Consider the following 14,655-nt stretch of genomic DNA (forward strand, 5'->3'; position numbering starts at 1 on the left):
GGTATCTCGAACCCGATCTTTCGAAAGCGCGCGCCTTTGTCAGAAGCGGGCGGCGGCGTCCAGCGCAAGGCTATAGGACAGCGCGCCGAAACCCGCGATCGTTCCCTTTGCCGCGCGGCCGACGAAGCTGACATGTCGGAAGTCCTCGCGCGTGTGCGGGTTCGACAAGTGTACCTCGATCACCGGGGTGCGGATCGCCTTGATCGCGTCGTGCAGCGCGATCGAGGTGTGGGTGAAGGCGCCCGCGTTCAGGATGACCGCCCTGGCCCCCCGCGCCTGCGCTTCGTGCAGCCAGTCGACGAGGTGCCCCTCGTGGTTCGACTGGCGCAGGTCGATCTCGATATCGAGATCGCGCGCCCGATCCTCCAGCATGCCGGCGATGTCGTCGAGCGTGTCGGCCCCGTAGATCTCCGGCTCGCGGGTGCCGAGCAGGTTCAGGTTGGGACCGTTCAGGACGTAGATCAGATCGGCCATCCACATGCTTTCGATTGAACGCGCGCGATACGGACCCTAGGTGGTGCGCGACCGACCAAGTCCGTTCGCCCTGAGCTTGTCGAAGGGCTGCCCTTCTTCTTCCAACGGGCCGTAGAAGAAGGGCAGGGCTTCGACAAGCTCAGCCCGAACGGAAGTTTGCATGACCCACAGCGACGGCACCGTTTCGATCACCCTCAACGGCGAGCATCGCCGTGTCGCCGCAGGCATGACGATTGCCGAACTCGCCGAGAGCATCGGCCTCGTTCCCGCCAAGCTGGCGGTGGAACGCAACCTGGAAGTGGTGCCGCGCTCGACGCTGAGCGAGGTACGGGTTGAGGACGGCGACGAACTGGAGATCGTCCATTTCGTCGGCGGCGGCGATCACGCCCGGCCGCTGGCGGATGACAGCTGGACGGTGGCGGGCCGGACATTTCGCTCGCGCCTGATCGTCGGCACCGGCAAGTATCGGGATTTCGAGCAGAACGCCGCCGCGCTGGAAGCGTCGGGCGCCGAGATCGTCACCGTGGCGGTGCGCCGCGTGAACGTAAGCGATCCGACCGCGCCGATGCTGACCGACTATATCGATCCGAAGAAGGTCACCTACCTGCCCAACACTGCCGGCTGTTTCGATGCCGAGAGCGCGATCCGCACGCTGCGGCTGGCGCGCGAGGCGGGCGGCTGGGACCTGGTCAAGCTCGAGGTGCTGGGCGAGGCCCGCACGCTCTATCCCGACATGCTCGAGACGCTGCGCGCGACCGAGGTTCTGGCGAAGGAAGGGTTCCTGCCGATGGTGTATTGTGCAGACGATCCCATCGCGGCGAAGCGGCTGGAGGACGCCGGCGCCGTCGCGATCATGCCGCTTGGCGCGCCGATCGGATCTGGCCTGGGCATCCAGAACCCGGTGATGATCCGCCTGATCGTCGAAGGCGCGAAGGTGCCGGTACTGGTCGATGCGGGCGTCGGCACGGCGTCCGACGCTGCGGCTGCGATGGAACTGGGCTGCGACGGGGTGCTGATGAACACCGCGATCGCCGAGGCGAAGGACCCGGTGATGATGGCCGCCGCGATGAAGGCGGCGGTCGAGAGCGGGCGCCTCGCCTACCGCGCCGGCCGGATGGCGAAGCGCCGCTACGCCGATCCGTCGAGCCCGCTTGCCGGCCTGATCTGACGGAACACCGCCCGCCGCTCCGCGTTGAGACAGCAACCGCAACATATTGGAGTGAGCGTCATGGGCGAACTGGTCGACAAGGTTAAGGGGAACGTCAACGAGGCGTTAGGCAAGGTGAAGCAGGCGGTGGCCGGCGATGGCGCCGATCGCAACGACAAGCTTGCCGCCGAAGGTGTCGCACAGGAAGGCAAGGGCAAGGCGCAGCAGTTCGCTGGCAAGGTGAAGGGCGCGCTGGGCGACGACATCTGATCGTTCGTCTTCCTGAACGCAGCGGGCCGTCCGGACAACCGGGCGGCCCGTTTTGCGTCCGGGCATCGCTGACGGACTTGAAGCGCGGTTCAGCTTTGCTTGACCACGCCCCACGCGCCGCCCTAATCGCCGCCATACCCGAGGAGGACGTCCGATGAACAAGCTATATCCCGATGCCATGGCGGCGCTCGACGGACTGCTCCACGACGGGATGACGATCTGCGCGGGCGGTTTCGGGCTCTGCGGCATCCCCGAACGGTTGATCGACGCGATCCAGGCGTCGGGCGTTACCGGCCTGACAATCGCCAGCAACAACGCCGGAATCGACGGCGAGGGGCTGGGCAAGCTGCTGCGCAGCCGTCAGGTGAGGAAGATGATCTCGTCCTACGTCGGCGAGAACAAGGAATTCGAGCGCCAGTATCTGTCGGGCGAGCTCGAGGTCGAATTCTGTCCGCAGGGTACGCTCGCCGAACGCTGCCGCGCGGGCGGTGCGGGCATTCCCGGCTTCTACACCAGGACCGGCGTCGGCACGCTGGTCGCCGAGGGCAAGGAGGTGAAGACCTTCGACGGGGAGGATTACATCCTAGAACGCGGCATCCGGGCCGACCTGTCGATCATCAAGGGTTGGAAGGCCGACGAGGCCGGCAACCTGATCTTCCGCAAGACCGCGCGCAATTTCAACCAGCCGATGGCTACGGCGGGCCGCATCTGCGTCGCCGAGGTCGAGGAAGTGGTGCCGGTCGGCAGCATCGACCCCGATCACATCCACCTGCCTGGTATCTATGTGAAACGGATGATCCTCGGCGCCCCCTACGACAAGAAGATCGAGTTCGTGACGACCCGCCCGCGCGAGGCGGCGTGATCCCTCGACGAACGATCTGTGCCCTGTCGCTGCTGCCGGCGCTGGGCGGCTGCATCGCCGCGGCGATCCCGATCGCGGCGTCGTCGGCGATCGTGCGAAAGGGGATGGAGGAAAAGCGCGACCAGCGGGTGGCGCGGACGAAGCCTGCCCGCCCCGTCGCAACGCAGGTGCAGGGCGCTCCGGCCGATGGCCGCTGGCAGGTGATGCCGGGCGTCACCGCGCTGCCGGCGCCCGATGGAACCTTCCCGACGGCGCGCCCGGCCACGAGTGCCCCGGCCCCGAGCGCCCCGGCGACGACTGTCCCGGAGGCGATGCAGTATCTCTACGGATCGGGCGAGGGGGCGGCTGGGTCGATCCAGGCTTATCGCGGCCTCACCCGCTATCTCGCCGACATCGTCGTCCATGGCCGCAAGGACCGGCTGCGCCAGGTGATCCTGTCCGACGGCGCATCGCTCAACGCGCCGCAGTTCGAACCCTGCGGCCCGAAGCCGCTGGCGATCGTCCTCGACATCGACGAGACCGTGCTGCTCAACCTGGGCTATGAGGCCGATGCCGCGCGGCGTGGCGAAAGTTTCGACGCGGCACGATGGGAACGCTGGGAACAGACGGGCGCGGACAAGATCGTCGCGGTGCCCGGCGCCAAGATGGCCGTCGATGCGGCGCGCGGTTCAGGCATCACCGTAATCTTCAATTCGAACCGCACAGCGCAAAGCGCGGCCCAGACCGAGGCGGCGCTCGATTTCGCCGGCCTGGGCCCGGCCAGGCACGGATCGACGCTGTGGCTGAAGGGTGACGACGGCGGCGGATCGGCGAAGGACGATCGGCGCTGGGCGATCGCCAGCGGCTATTGCGTGATCGCGCTGGTCGGCGACCAGCTTGGCGATTTCAGCGATCTGTTCAACGATCCGAAGCTGACTCCTTCCACCCGTCGTGCGCTTGCCGGCTCGGTCGACCTCGCCGGGCTGTGGGGCAATGGCTGGTTCATGCTGCCCAACCCGGTCTACGGATCGGCGCTGAAGGGCGGGTTCGACGATATTTTTCCCGTGACCACCCGCTGGGCCGATCCGGCCGAGGAGAAGAAATAATGCCCTGGGACCGTAATCAGATGGCTGCGCGCGCGGCGCAGGAACTGCGCGACGGCTATTACGTGAACCTGGGGATCGGCATCCCGACGCTGGTCGCCAACAACATCCCGGCCGGGATGACGGTGACGCTCCAGTCTGAAAATGGCATGCTGGGCATCGGTCCGTTCCCCTATGAGGACGAAGTCGATCCCGACCTGATCAATGCCGGCAAGCAGACGATCAGCGAGCTGCCCTCCTCGGTCTATTTCAGCAGCGCGGACAGTTTCGCGATGATCCGCGGCGGGCATATCGACCTGACCGTCCTCGGCGCGATGGAAGTCGCGGAGAACGGCGACATCGCCAACTGGATGATCCCCGGCAAGATGATCAAGGGGATGGGCGGCGCGATGGACTTGGTCGCCGGCGTCAAGAAGATCATCGTCGTGATGGAGCATACGTCGAAGAACGGCGACCCCAAGTTCATCGGCGCATGCACCCTGCCGCTGACTGGCAGGAACGTGGTGGACATGATCGTCACCGACCTGGCGGTGTTTCAGCGGCCCGATCACGACAGCCCGTTCCGCCTGATCGAACTGGCGCCAGGCGTGACCGAGGAGGAGGTCGCCGAAAAGACGACGGCGCATTACCTGCCACTGGCGGCGTGAAGCGCGCTTTCGCCGCTGCGGCCGGGAAGCGCGCGCGACCGCCATGCGGCTGCGGAGGAAGCAGCGCTTCGTCTAAAGTAAATTTCGCTTTGGCTTGATCCGGCGCGGCTTCCGGCTAACGGAGGTCGTGCCATGGCCAGCCGACCTCTCACCCTCTACGAAAAGATCTGGGCCGATCACGTGATCGAACGCCGCGACGACGGCACCTGCCTGATCTACATCGATCGTCACCTGGTGCACGAAGTGACCAGTCCACAGGCGTTCTCGGGGCTCAAGGCCGCCGGTCGCCCGGTGCGGCGACCGGATCTGACGCTGGCGGTGCCCGATCATAACCTGCCGACGACCGCTCGGGCCGATGCGGCGGGCAACCCCCTGCCGATCGCCGATCCGGAAAGCGCCAACCAGTTGGCGACGCTGCGCGCCAACGTGGAGGCGTTCGGCGTGCCCTATATCGATGCGCTCGCCGCCGAGCAGGGCATCGTTCATGTCGTCGGCCCGGAACAGGGTTTCACGCTGCCCGGCACGACGCTGGTGTGCGGCGACAGCCATACCTCGGCACACGGCGCGCTGGGGGCGCTCGCCTTCGGCATTGGCACCAGCGAGGTCGAGCATGTGCTGGCGACGCAGACCTTGCTGCTGAAACAGTCGAAGACGATGGAAATCCGCGTCGACGGCACGCTCGGCTTCGGCGTGTCGGCAAAAGACGTGGTGCTGGCGATCATCGGCCGCATCGGCGCGGCGGGCGGGAGCGGTTACGTCATCGAGTATACCGGAGAAGTCATTCGCGCGATGTCGGTCGAGGGGCGGCTGACCGTCAGCAACATGTCGATCGAGGGCGGCGCGCGCGCCGGGCTGATCGCGCCGGACGAGGCGACCTTCGCCTATCTGAAGGGGCGGCCGATGGCCCCGCGCGGCGATACATGGGACAGGGCGATCGCCTATTGGCGGACGCTGCCGACCGACGCGAACGCTGTGTACGATGCGGTGGTGAAGCTCGACGCGACCGATATCGCGCCATCGCTGACCTGGGGCACCAGCCCCGAGGACGTGGTACCGATCACCGGCATCGTGCCCGATCCCGACAGCTTCGCCGATCCCGCGAAGCGCATCGCCGCGCGCAAGTCGCTCGACTATATGGGGCTTGAGCCGGGCATGCGGATGCAGGACGTGGACGTGCAGAACGTCTTCATCGGCAGCTGCACCAACAGCCGGATCGAGGATCTGCGCGCGGCGGCGGCTGTCGCCGACGGACGGCATGTGGCGGACGGTGTCCGCGCGCTGGTGGTGCCGGGCTCCGGCCTGGTCAAGCGCCAGGCTGAGGCGGAGGGGCTCGACCGCATCTTCGTCGACGCCGGCTTCGAATGGCGCGAACCTGGCTGTTCGATGTGCCTGGCGATGAACCCCGACAAGGTGCCGCCGGGCGAACGCTGCGCGTCGACCAGCAACCGCAATTTCGTCGGCCGGCAGGGGCCGGGCGCGCGCACCCACCTGCTGTCGCCCGCGATGGCGGCGGCGGCGGCGGTGACGGGGCGGCTGGCCGATGTCCGCGACCTGATGGGGGGCAAGGTAGCATGAAGCGTATATTCGCGCTGCTGGCGGCGGGGACGATCGTCAGCGCGCTGTGCGCCTTCGCCGCCGGGGGGCAGGAGCGGGCGCCGGCGAAGCTCAGCGTCACCCGGCTCGACTGCGGCACCGTCGCGGCGAACGACCTTAACCTGTTTTCGGATACCGACGCCTATGTCGGCCAGTCGAAGCGGCTGGTGGTCGGCTGCTACCTGATCCGCCACGGCGACCAGATCATGCTGTGGGACACCGGCCTGCCCGCCGCGATGAAGGGCAAGGCGATCGACCCCAGGCTGCCCATGGACGCGACGGTGACCCGGACGATCGTCGAGCAACTGGCAGACCTGGGCATCAGGCCCGAACAGGTCGGGCGCATCGGCATCAGCCATTATCATTTCGATCACATCGGGCAGGCGCAGGCGTTTCCCGCAGCGACCCTGATTATCGGCGCGGCGGACTGGGCCGCGCTCAGCGCGACGCCTCCCGCACCTGGCATCAATGCCGCCCCGCTCACTCACTGGGTGACCGGCGGTGGCAAGGTCGATCCGCTCGCCGGCGATCGCGACGTGTTCGGCGACGGGCGCGTGCGGATCATCGATATGCCCGGGCATACGCCCGGCCACCACGCGCTGATCGTGAAGCTGAAGGACCGCACGCTGATGCTGAGCGGCGACCTCGCCCATTTCACCGAGAACTACACGGCGAATGGCGTGCCGAGCTTCAACACCAACCGCGCGGACACGCTCGCCAGCCTCGATCGGTTCAAGAAACTCGCGACCAATCTGAAGGCCACCGTCATCATCCAGCACGAACCCGCCGACGTAGCCAAACTTCCCGCTTTCCCGAAGGCCGCCGAATGAACGATCCGGTCACCATAGTGTCGGGCCGCGCCTATCCTTGGGGCGCGAAGAACATCGACACCGACATCATCATTCCGGCGCACTGGCTGAAGACCACCACGCGCGAGGGGCTGGGCAGGGGTGCGTTCGAGACGGTGCGCGCGATCGACGGCAATATATTCGACGACCCGCGCTATGCGGGCAGCCCGATCCTGATCGCCGGTGACAATTTCGGTTGCGGGTCGAGCCGCGAGCACGCGGCCTGGGCGATCGGGGATCTGGGAATCCGCGCGGTGATCGCGCCGAGCTTCTCGGACATTTTCTCCGGCAACGCGTTCAAGAACGGCATCGTGCCGGTGGTGCTGCCGCAGGAGGCGATCGACCGACTGGTCGAGGCGGCTAAGGACGGCGAGGTGACAGTCGATCTGGAGACGATGACCGTCACCACCAGCTATCAGGACCGTTTCCCGTTCGAGCTCGACGCGTTCCGCCGCGATTGCCTGATGCAGGGGCTGGACGAGATCGGCCTGACGCTGGCAAAACATGCTGCGATTTCGAAATTCGAATCCGCGGATGCAAGCCACCGCCCGTGGATCAGCGGGAGAGGCCATGATGCGAGCGTTGCTGTCTGAGGCTGCCGGCGGACCGGAAACCCTGAAACTCGGCGAGGTCGGCGATCCGGCCGCTGGTGCCGGACAGGTCGTGGTGGCCGTCCGCGCCTGTTCGATCAACTATCCCGACGTCCTCATCATCGAGGACAGATACCAGTTCAGGCCCGAACGCCCCTTCGCGCCGGGTGGCGAGATAGCGGGCGTGGTGGACAGCGTGGGCGAGGGCGTGACCGGCTGGGCTCCGGGTGACCGGGTGATCGGCGTCGTCGGCCACGGCGGGCTGGCGGAGAAGGTCGCGGTCGATGCGGAGAAACTCTATCGCCTGCCGGAAGGACGCAGCTTCGCCGAAGGCTCGGCGTTGTTGCTCACCTACGCGACGACGATCCACGCGCTGCTGGATCGCGGACATCTGAAGACGGGCGACAGCCTGCTGGTGCTGGGCGCGGCTGGGGGCGTCGGGCTGGCGGCGATCGAACTGGGCAAGGCTTATGGCGCGCGCGTGGTCGCCGCAGTGTCGTCTGACGAGAAGGCGGCTGCCGCGCGGCAGGCCGGGGCGGACGAAACGATCGTCTACGCCCGCGCGCCGTTCGACAAGGATCAGTCCAGGGCGCTGGCCGATCAGTTCAAGGCCGCCGGTGGCAAGGGCGGCTATGACGTGATCTACGATCCGGTCGGCGGCGACTATGCCGAACCGGCCCTGCGATCGATCGGCTGGGAAGGGCGCTATCTGGTGGTCGGCTTCCCGGCGGGTATCCCGAGGCTGCCGCTCAACCTGACCCTGCTTAAGAGTTGCGACGTGTGCGGCGTGTTCTGGGGTGCGTTCGCCGCGCGCGATCCGCAGGCCAATGCTACCCATATCGACACGCTGTTCCGGCTGTGGAGCGAGGGGAAGATCAATCCGCGCGTGACCGATGTCTTCGCGTTCGAGGATGGCGGCAACGCGATCGCCAGGATGGCCGCGCGCAGCGCGATCGGAAAGCTCGTGGTCGAGGTTTCGCGCTAAGGCGGGGCAGGGCGGTTGCGCGCCTTCGCCCGCCGCCCTATCTCCGCATGAAGCTATCAAGGGGCCACCGATGACGACCTTCGACGACCGCGAACGTGCTTTCGAAACCAAGTTCGCGATGGACGAGGAGATGGCGTTCCGCGTCACAGCGCGTCGCAACCGGCTGGTCGGGCAATGGGCCGCGGCCAAGATGGGCCTGACGCCCGAAGAGACCGATGCCTATGCCAAGGCGGTGGTCCAGGCCGATTTCGAGGAATCCGGCGACGAGGACGTGATCCGCAAGGTGGTCGGTGACCTGACGGCCGCGGGCGTCGCGGACGGTGACGAGGCCGCGGTGCGCCGCGCGCTCGAAGAGGCGCTGGTCGAGGCGCGCCGCCAGCTCATGGAAGCGAAGTAAACCCGACGATGCCGATGGCCGCAGACGAGATCGAGGCGCTGATCCGCGACGGGATTCCGGACGCGACAGTCGAGATCACCGACCTTGCGGGCGACGGCGATCATTATGCCGCGCGGGTTACGGCGGAGAGTTTCCGCGGCATGAGCCGCGTCGCCCAGCAACGTGCCGTCTATTCGGCGCTGGGCGGGCGGATGGGCGGCGTGCTCCACGCGCTGCAACTGACCACCGCCGTCCCGGCGCCCGCACAGGATTAAGCCTATGACCGACCAGACCCATGCCCGCATCGGCGACCTTGTGAACGGTGCCGACGTGCTGCTGTTCATGAAGGGCAGCCCCCTGTTCCCGCAATGCGGCTTTTCCAGCCGTGCGATCGCCATCCTCCAGCATCTGGGCGTCGAGTTCGATTCGGTCGATGTCCTGCAGGATCAGGACATCCGTCAGGGCATCAAGGCGTTTAGCGACTGGCCGACCATCCCGCAGCTCTATGTGAAAGGCGAGTTTGTCGGGGGATCGGACATCATGATGGAGATGTACGAGAGCGGCGAACTCAAGGCGCTGCTCGAGGAGAAGGGGGTCGCCCACGCCTGATGCAGCGTCGATCGCGCGAGTCGCGATCGGTGTCTTCGCTAAATCTGCTCGTCCATTTCCTACTCGGTGAGAAGCCGGGTGCGGGCGGGTCGCGCTGAAATGGAGACCGTTGGGGGCTTTGGCGACCCGCCCTGCTGAAGCGTCGAACGCTCGGCTGCCCATCATGATGCCAGCCGCGTGCCAATTCCCGACAACCGCGGAAATCAGCGAGCGCGGGTGGTAAACGTGCATTAACCGCGACACGCGCCTGTAAAATTCCCCGACACGAAAATCGCTCATCGGCGTGGCGGTGCATTTCGCGACGATATCGTTTCGTCGCGGTAGGTAGAGACATAGAGACTGGCACTGGAGGCGGGAATATCGGGATTAGCCGGAATTAGATGGAATCGTTAGGACACAGACCGGTCAGATTTCGCCCTTAACGGCCGTCACCGCGTCGGCGAAGCTGATGATGGTGCCGAGGCCGGCAAGCCTCGCCTGATGCGTCCGCGCCTTCGCAACTAGCTGTTCGGCCTGGAGTGCAACCGCGACTGACCTATCAGCTTTTGGCTGCGGGGAGGGAAGCACCCTCGTCACGGCTTCGGCGATGCTGATGTACTCCCCGCACGTCGCCTTATAGGACTGATATGCGATCGCCTTGTCGGCGATTTCCTGTGCCTGAAGCGCTATCGAGGATGGCTCAGCCGACTTCGCCTGGTAGGAGTGGAGCGAGTTGAGACCTGCCAAGTTTGGCGTGTTGGTCAGACTTGCGCGTAGAACCTGCAATATCGTGCCGTCTTTCCGGTGGGCGATCACAGGTGACACGCCATTGTAGCGCTTCCAGATGCGACTTTCGGGATCGACCCAATCGACGCGACCCCAAATGCCATCTCCACGGGCCTGAAGTTCGGTTATCCATCCGTGCGCAGGCGCGGCGCCACCTCTTGGTGCTGCGAGGTCGGTCGCGTGATTCTCATCAAGAACAAGTTTACGACCGGCCGGCATCGACGCGGTTATGACGGCAGTCGGGTCGGGTATGCGATAGGGGCCACGGCCATCGCGCGTGTTGACCGCGCCCGTTGGCAGCAGATGCACCCAGCGCGGCGCCGGGCCATGATCGGTTATCTGGATCGCAGCGCATAGCGCGATTTCGTCGGCCGGCATCGAATAAGCTCCGTTACACTTGTGCGAGTTGTCTGAGGTCGAACTCGCTTCCTGCGATCTGGCTCAACAGCGCCTGGCTGACCGCTTGCCCGCGCTCCAGGGCCTCGATGCCGGCGATCAGGCGGGCGTTCTGGTCGTTATTCTCGTCGAGCGAGGCGTTCATCTGGTTGAGCGCCGGGTCGAAAGACGTGGCCGGCGTCGCGGCCTGCGCCTGGACGATGCGTTCGTTGGCCTTGGCGATCGCCGCGCGCGCCTCGTCCAGGATGCGCGCGCGATCGGCCGCGTAGCTGCCTGTCGTGCCGAAGGCGGACTTCGACGTTGCGAGCCGCTGCTCATAGAGGCGGGCCAGTTCGTCACCGGCACCATCGACACCGGCGTCGAGATCGCCCTTCGCCTTGACGATCGCGGTGTCGAGCGCCGCCATACGCTCGGCCGCGTTGCCCTCGAACAGCGAACCGCGCGTCATCTCGTCGACCAGCGTCTTGAGCGACCCGATCTGGCCCTTGACCAGATCCTCCGCCAGCTTCGTGCGATCGTCCGCATTGCGCTTCTCGATCGCGATCACGTCAAAGCCATATTGCGACGCGACCCTTACACGCTCCTTAGCGGTCGCTTCGAGGTCTCTAAACGCTTTCTCGGCGGCGCCAGCGATCCCGCCGAGCAGGGCTTCCACCTCCTGCACCTTCAGCGCTTCCTTCAACGCGCCATCTACATTGGGGTTGGAACGGATGGCTTTCGCCACCGCATCCGACACGCCACTGATCGCGCCCTGGGCGATCGCCTGGGCGACCGCGAAGTTAACCGCGGCATTCTCGTCGCTGCCGAAGCCGGACGCGCCGGAGCCGGTGACGCCGCCGAGCGGACGGCCGTTCACGTTGACGCGCAGATCGTCCTTGTACTTGCCGATCTGCACGCTGAAGTCACCGATCGCGCCGCCGAGCTGGCCGACGATCTGGTTGATCGTCGCCGCGACCGATCCGGCCAGGCCGGTGCCCGCCTGGATCGCCGCGCGGTCGCTGCCTACCGCCCCGCTCATCCCGGCCGAACCGCCAACGTTCGACACGGTGGCGCCGCCCGGCTTAGCCTTCGGCGCCAGCAGCCCGCCGATCGCGCCGCCCAGCAACCCGCCCGCGATCGAACCGAGCGGGCCGGCAAGACTGCCCAGCGCCTTGGACAAATATTTCTCGGCCATCTTGCCGACGACTGCGCCGCCGATCGCGCCGCCGACGCCGCTGCCGGCGATACCGCCCGCGATATAGCCGATGCCGGCATTCTTCAGCGTGGCCGCGAAGCTGCCCCCGGTGCCGAACACGCGGTCAAGCGTCTTGCCCAGTTCCTTGCCCGCCTCCTGGGCGGGCGTTTCGCCGTTCGGACCTTTCGGTACTGCCTCGCCGCGCAACATCGCCGCGAGCGGCCCCGTCTTGAACAGCGTCGCCTCAAGCGCGGCCGACGCGATCGAGCCGGCCAGGCGGTCGATTACGTCGCCAGCCTTCTCGCCGCCGATGATGATCGCGTCGAGGGCGCCAAGGGCGGCATCCTTGAGCATGCGCTTGGCCTGGGCGGCTTCACGGATCGCATCATTCACCCGGTCCTGCACTTCGAGCTGGGCATAAGCGGTACGCAGTTCCGCTTCCTTCTGCGCGGCGGCCTGCGGATCGGACTTCGCCAGGTCGAACAGCGCCTGGCGATGCTGAAGGATCGACCGTTGGACCGGATCGAGTTCCTTGCGCACCGCCAACTCGCCGCGCAGGCCGGCGATAACCTTGTCGATCGCGTCGGCCTCGTCACGGGTCGCCTGAATATCGGCCTTGCCGAACAGTGCGGCCTGGCTGCGGCGATGGGCGTCGCCCGCCGCCGACCGATACCGATCGGCGTCTGCCGGGGAGAGGCCGATACCCTTTGCCGGATCGTACGCGGCGGCCAGGCGATCGATCCGCGCCAGTTCATCAGCATAGTCGGCGGCAGCTTTGCGGGCCGGATCGTAGCGCGCGATGACGCCTTCGAGATCGCGGGCAAGGCGACCTTGCGCCGCCGCTGCCGCGTCGGTTGCGGTCGCCAGCGTCCGGGCATTCCCCGCGTCCCGCTCGGTACCGCCGCCGGACCGGCGAAACTCCTTCGCCAGCACGCCCGAGTTGAGCGACTGATCGATCAAGCCGGCAGTTCGGCGCTTCAGGTCACCTTCGATGCCGTCGAGCAACGCCTGCCGGAACCCGGCGAGGTCCGTGCCGCTACCCTTGAAATTGGTCTTGCCTGCCTGGGCGAAGATCGCGTCTACCTCGCGCGACCGTGCCGCGCTTTCCGCCATCTGGATCGCCATTCGAGCGCGCGCCGCGAGGGCGCGAACCTCGGGGTTGGCTTTCGGGTCGAACAGCGAAATCCCGCTCAGGGCCGGCTGAGCGAGCGCGAGTGCCGTGTTGCCAGCCGATGCGGCCGGATCGATACCCGCCGAACGCAGGGTTTGCCGTGCGCTCGTCCCCTTTACCAGCGCCTCCGCGCGCAGGTTGTTTGCCATGAGCCGGGCGTTGAGCACCAGCAGCGAGTTCTGGTTCTGAAGCTCGCCGGACGTAAGGCTGAAGATCTTGCCCAGGGCCGACTGGGCGTCGGCCAGGCCATCGGCCCCGGCGGCGGCGGCCTCCGCTGCGTCGGAGTTCGTCAGATACCCAGCGGTCAGCGCGCCGATACCCGCCACCACCGCCGTGACGGCGAGGCTAAGGCCACCTGTCAGGATTGCCTGAACCGTCGTCGCGGTGACACCGAGCGCGCCCAGCGCCACGGTCGCGGTTCCCGTCGCTGCCGCCAACGCGCCCTGGGCGATGGCCGCTCCACGGCTGGCGGTGGCGCCGGTTGTCGTCGCGGCAGCCGCGCGCGTGGTCGCGGTGGCGGCGCTAGTCGCGCTGGTCGCTACCCGGCGCTGCGCGCCATCGACGTTGTTGAGCGGCGCGATCGAACCGGTCGCCGCGCCGCCCAAGGCGCGAACATCCTGCGTCAGCGCCTTGACTTCGCGCTGCGCAACCGAGCTGTCACCAGTGATGATAATGCTGGTCTTGAAGGTCATTTGTTCTGGAGCTTCAGCCGGGCAAACAATCGATTCACGCCGGCCTCCGTCATGCCCAGGCGGACAGCGATTTTCGCGTGGCTCAAGCCGGTGTCGCGGTAGTGCTGTGCACGCATATTTCGAAGAAGCGGCACGCGAATAACGTCGGGTGCGAACCGATGGGAGAGTTCCTGGGCGGCTATGATGCCGATCGCGTGGACGATTTCGCAGTCGGGATGCTGCCGCATCGGGATATATAGACGGGTGCCACCAAACGCCTCCGCGAGTGCGATCGTTGCCAGCTCGCCGATCACCTCGACGAGTTCGTCTTTGAGGTCCCCCCTCACTGGAGCGTCTGAACCTTGGTCGGCTCAGCCGCCTCGCGCGCGTGGCCCAGGCTGGCCAACAGCGCGTCGCGCTCATCGATCAGCAGACCAAGCTTGGTATCCACCTCCCGCAACGCGGCTTCGCGATCGGCTTGCCGCAGCCCCTGTTCCGCTCCAGGCACGTATTTACTCACCAAGCCGGGAATGCGTTCGGCGATCACGTCGCGCATGAAATAGGTGATAGCCGCAGGGTCGACCGGATGCCCGCCGCTGCTCAACTGAGAATTGTGGAAAAGCACCTCGTGTCCGATGCCCGGCCGACCAGGCGGCACGGTTAAAAGGCGCGGCTCGCCTTTGCTGACCGTGTCGGCCGCATAAGGCTTGGTGACATTGGCGGCGTTCAGGTACCAGCCCAGGCGGCGTTCGTACTCGGCAACCGCCGTGTCCAGTCCGCGCATATATGCGGCGATGATGTCATCGGTATGTGGCGGCGTCATAGCGATCGCGTGACGCTTGGCCTCAAGCTCGCCGATCTCAAGATTGAGACTGGCGATACGGTCGCGTGCCTCGGTCAACGCTTTGATGAAATCGGTAATCGCCATGCTAGCCCCGCAGTGAATGGGTGCGCATCCACAGTGCCCCGAGAAGGCCCCGGGCAATGGATCAAAC

17 protein-coding genes are annotated in these 14,655 nt (G+C 66.3%); 12 read left to right on the top strand and 5 right to left on the bottom strand.

All coding sequences use genetic code 11. The features are described from left to right. Positions 1–39: 39 nt before the first annotated feature. Entirely contained in the window at positions 40–474 is a 435-nt protein-coding gene (gene aroQ, locus VYI76_RS06375) for a type II 3-dehydroquinate dehydratase (protein ID WP_326523943.1), read from the bottom strand. 160 nt (positions 475–634) lie between these two features. Between aroQ and thiS the strand changes: the two genes are divergently transcribed. From thiS to grxD, 12 genes are all read left to right on the top strand, one after another. Next, positions 635–1,642 carry a sulfur carrier protein ThiS gene (gene thiS, locus VYI76_RS06380; protein WP_326523944.1) on the top strand — a complete coding sequence of 336 codons (1,008 nt, stop codon included), beginning with the start codon at positions 635–637 and terminating at the stop codon, positions 1,640–1,642. A gap of 60 nt (positions 1,643–1,702) precedes the next feature. Continuing rightward, the gene (locus VYI76_RS06385; protein ID WP_326523945.1) at positions 1,703–1,891 is read left to right on the top strand and encodes a CsbD family protein; all 189 of its coding nucleotides are present in this window, start codon (positions 1,703–1,705) and stop codon (positions 1,889–1,891) included. Between the two features lie 154 nt (positions 1,892–2,045). After that, positions 2,046–2,753: a CoA transferase subunit A gene (locus VYI76_RS06390; RefSeq protein ID WP_326523946.1), complete on the top strand. Its 708-nt coding sequence runs from the start codon at positions 2,046–2,048 to the stop codon at positions 2,751–2,753. Then, positions 2,750–3,838, top strand: coding sequence for a 5'-nucleotidase, lipoprotein e(P4) family (locus VYI76_RS06395; RefSeq protein WP_326523947.1), 1,089 nt, complete (start codon positions 2,750–2,752; stop codon positions 3,836–3,838). The genes VYI76_RS06390 and VYI76_RS06395 overlap by 4 nt, the downstream gene beginning before the upstream one ends. Then, positions 3,838–4,482, top strand: a complete 645-nt coding sequence (locus tag VYI76_RS06400; protein ID WP_326523948.1) for a CoA transferase subunit B — start codon at positions 3,838–3,840, stop codon at positions 4,480–4,482. Before VYI76_RS06395 ends, VYI76_RS06400 begins: the two co-directional genes overlap by 1 nt. 132 nt (positions 4,483–4,614) lie before the next feature. Continuing rightward, positions 4,615–6,057 (top strand): 3-isopropylmalate dehydratase large subunit, encoded by a 1,443-nt coding sequence (gene leuC / locus VYI76_RS06405; RefSeq protein WP_326523949.1) that lies wholly within the window; start codon positions 4,615–4,617, stop codon positions 6,055–6,057. After that, the gene (locus VYI76_RS06410) at positions 6,054–6,905 is read left to right on the top strand and encodes an N-acyl homoserine lactonase family protein (protein ID WP_326523950.1); all 852 of its coding nucleotides are present in this window, start codon (positions 6,054–6,056) and stop codon (positions 6,903–6,905) included. Before leuC ends, VYI76_RS06410 begins: the two co-directional genes overlap by 4 nt. Next, complete coding sequence (gene leuD / locus VYI76_RS06415; RefSeq protein ID WP_326523951.1) at positions 6,902–7,516, top strand: 3-isopropylmalate dehydratase small subunit; 615 nt, start codon at positions 6,902–6,904, stop codon at positions 7,514–7,516. Before VYI76_RS06410 ends, leuD begins: the two co-directional genes overlap by 4 nt. Continuing rightward, entirely contained in the window at positions 7,497–8,498 is a 1,002-nt protein-coding gene (locus tag VYI76_RS06420; protein WP_326525043.1) for an NADPH:quinone oxidoreductase family protein, read from the top strand. The genes leuD and VYI76_RS06420 overlap by 20 nt, the downstream gene beginning before the upstream one ends. A 70-nt stretch (positions 8,499–8,568) precedes the next feature. After that, entirely contained in the window at positions 8,569–8,895 is a 327-nt protein-coding gene (locus VYI76_RS06425; protein WP_326523952.1) for a DUF1476 domain-containing protein, read from the top strand. An 8-nt stretch (positions 8,896–8,903) separates the two neighbouring features. Continuing rightward, positions 8,904–9,149 carry a BolA family transcriptional regulator gene (locus tag VYI76_RS06430; protein ID WP_326523953.1) on the top strand — a complete coding sequence of 82 codons (246 nt, stop codon included), beginning with the start codon at positions 8,904–8,906 and terminating at the stop codon, positions 9,147–9,149. Positions 9,150–9,153: 4 nt separating this feature from the next. Continuing rightward, positions 9,154–9,483 (top strand): Grx4 family monothiol glutaredoxin, encoded by a 330-nt coding sequence (grxD, locus tag VYI76_RS06435; RefSeq protein ID WP_326523954.1) that lies wholly within the window; start codon positions 9,154–9,156, stop codon positions 9,481–9,483. A gap of 405 nt (positions 9,484–9,888) precedes the next feature. Here the strand turns inward: grxD and VYI76_RS06440 are convergent, their stop codons facing one another. From VYI76_RS06440 to VYI76_RS06455, 4 genes are read right to left on the bottom strand one after another with little or no spacing between them, the layout of a single operon-like run. Continuing rightward, positions 9,889–10,626 carry a phage protease gene (locus VYI76_RS06440; RefSeq protein ID WP_326523955.1) on the bottom strand — a complete coding sequence of 246 codons (738 nt, stop codon included), beginning with the start codon at positions 10,624–10,626 and terminating at the stop codon, positions 9,889–9,891. A gap of 13 nt (positions 10,627–10,639) precedes the next feature. Then, positions 10,640–13,681 (bottom strand): hypothetical protein, encoded by a 3,042-nt coding sequence (locus tag VYI76_RS06445; protein ID WP_326523956.1) that lies wholly within the window; start codon positions 13,679–13,681, stop codon positions 10,640–10,642. Then, positions 13,678–13,974, bottom strand: coding sequence for a hypothetical protein (locus VYI76_RS06450; RefSeq protein WP_326523957.1), 297 nt, complete (start codon positions 13,972–13,974; stop codon positions 13,678–13,680). Before VYI76_RS06450 ends, VYI76_RS06445 begins: the two co-directional genes overlap by 4 nt. A gap of 29 nt (positions 13,975–14,003) precedes the next feature. Next, the gene (locus VYI76_RS06455) at positions 14,004–14,588 is read right to left on the bottom strand and encodes a hypothetical protein (RefSeq protein ID WP_326523958.1); all 585 of its coding nucleotides are present in this window, start codon (positions 14,586–14,588) and stop codon (positions 14,004–14,006) included. Between the last annotated feature and the right edge of the window lie 67 nt (positions 14,589–14,655).

Origin of the sequence: Sphingomonas sp., assembly GCF_035910975.1 — a bacterium.
Lineage (GTDB): Bacteria > Pseudomonadota > Alphaproteobacteria > Sphingomonadales > Sphingomonadaceae > Sphingomonas.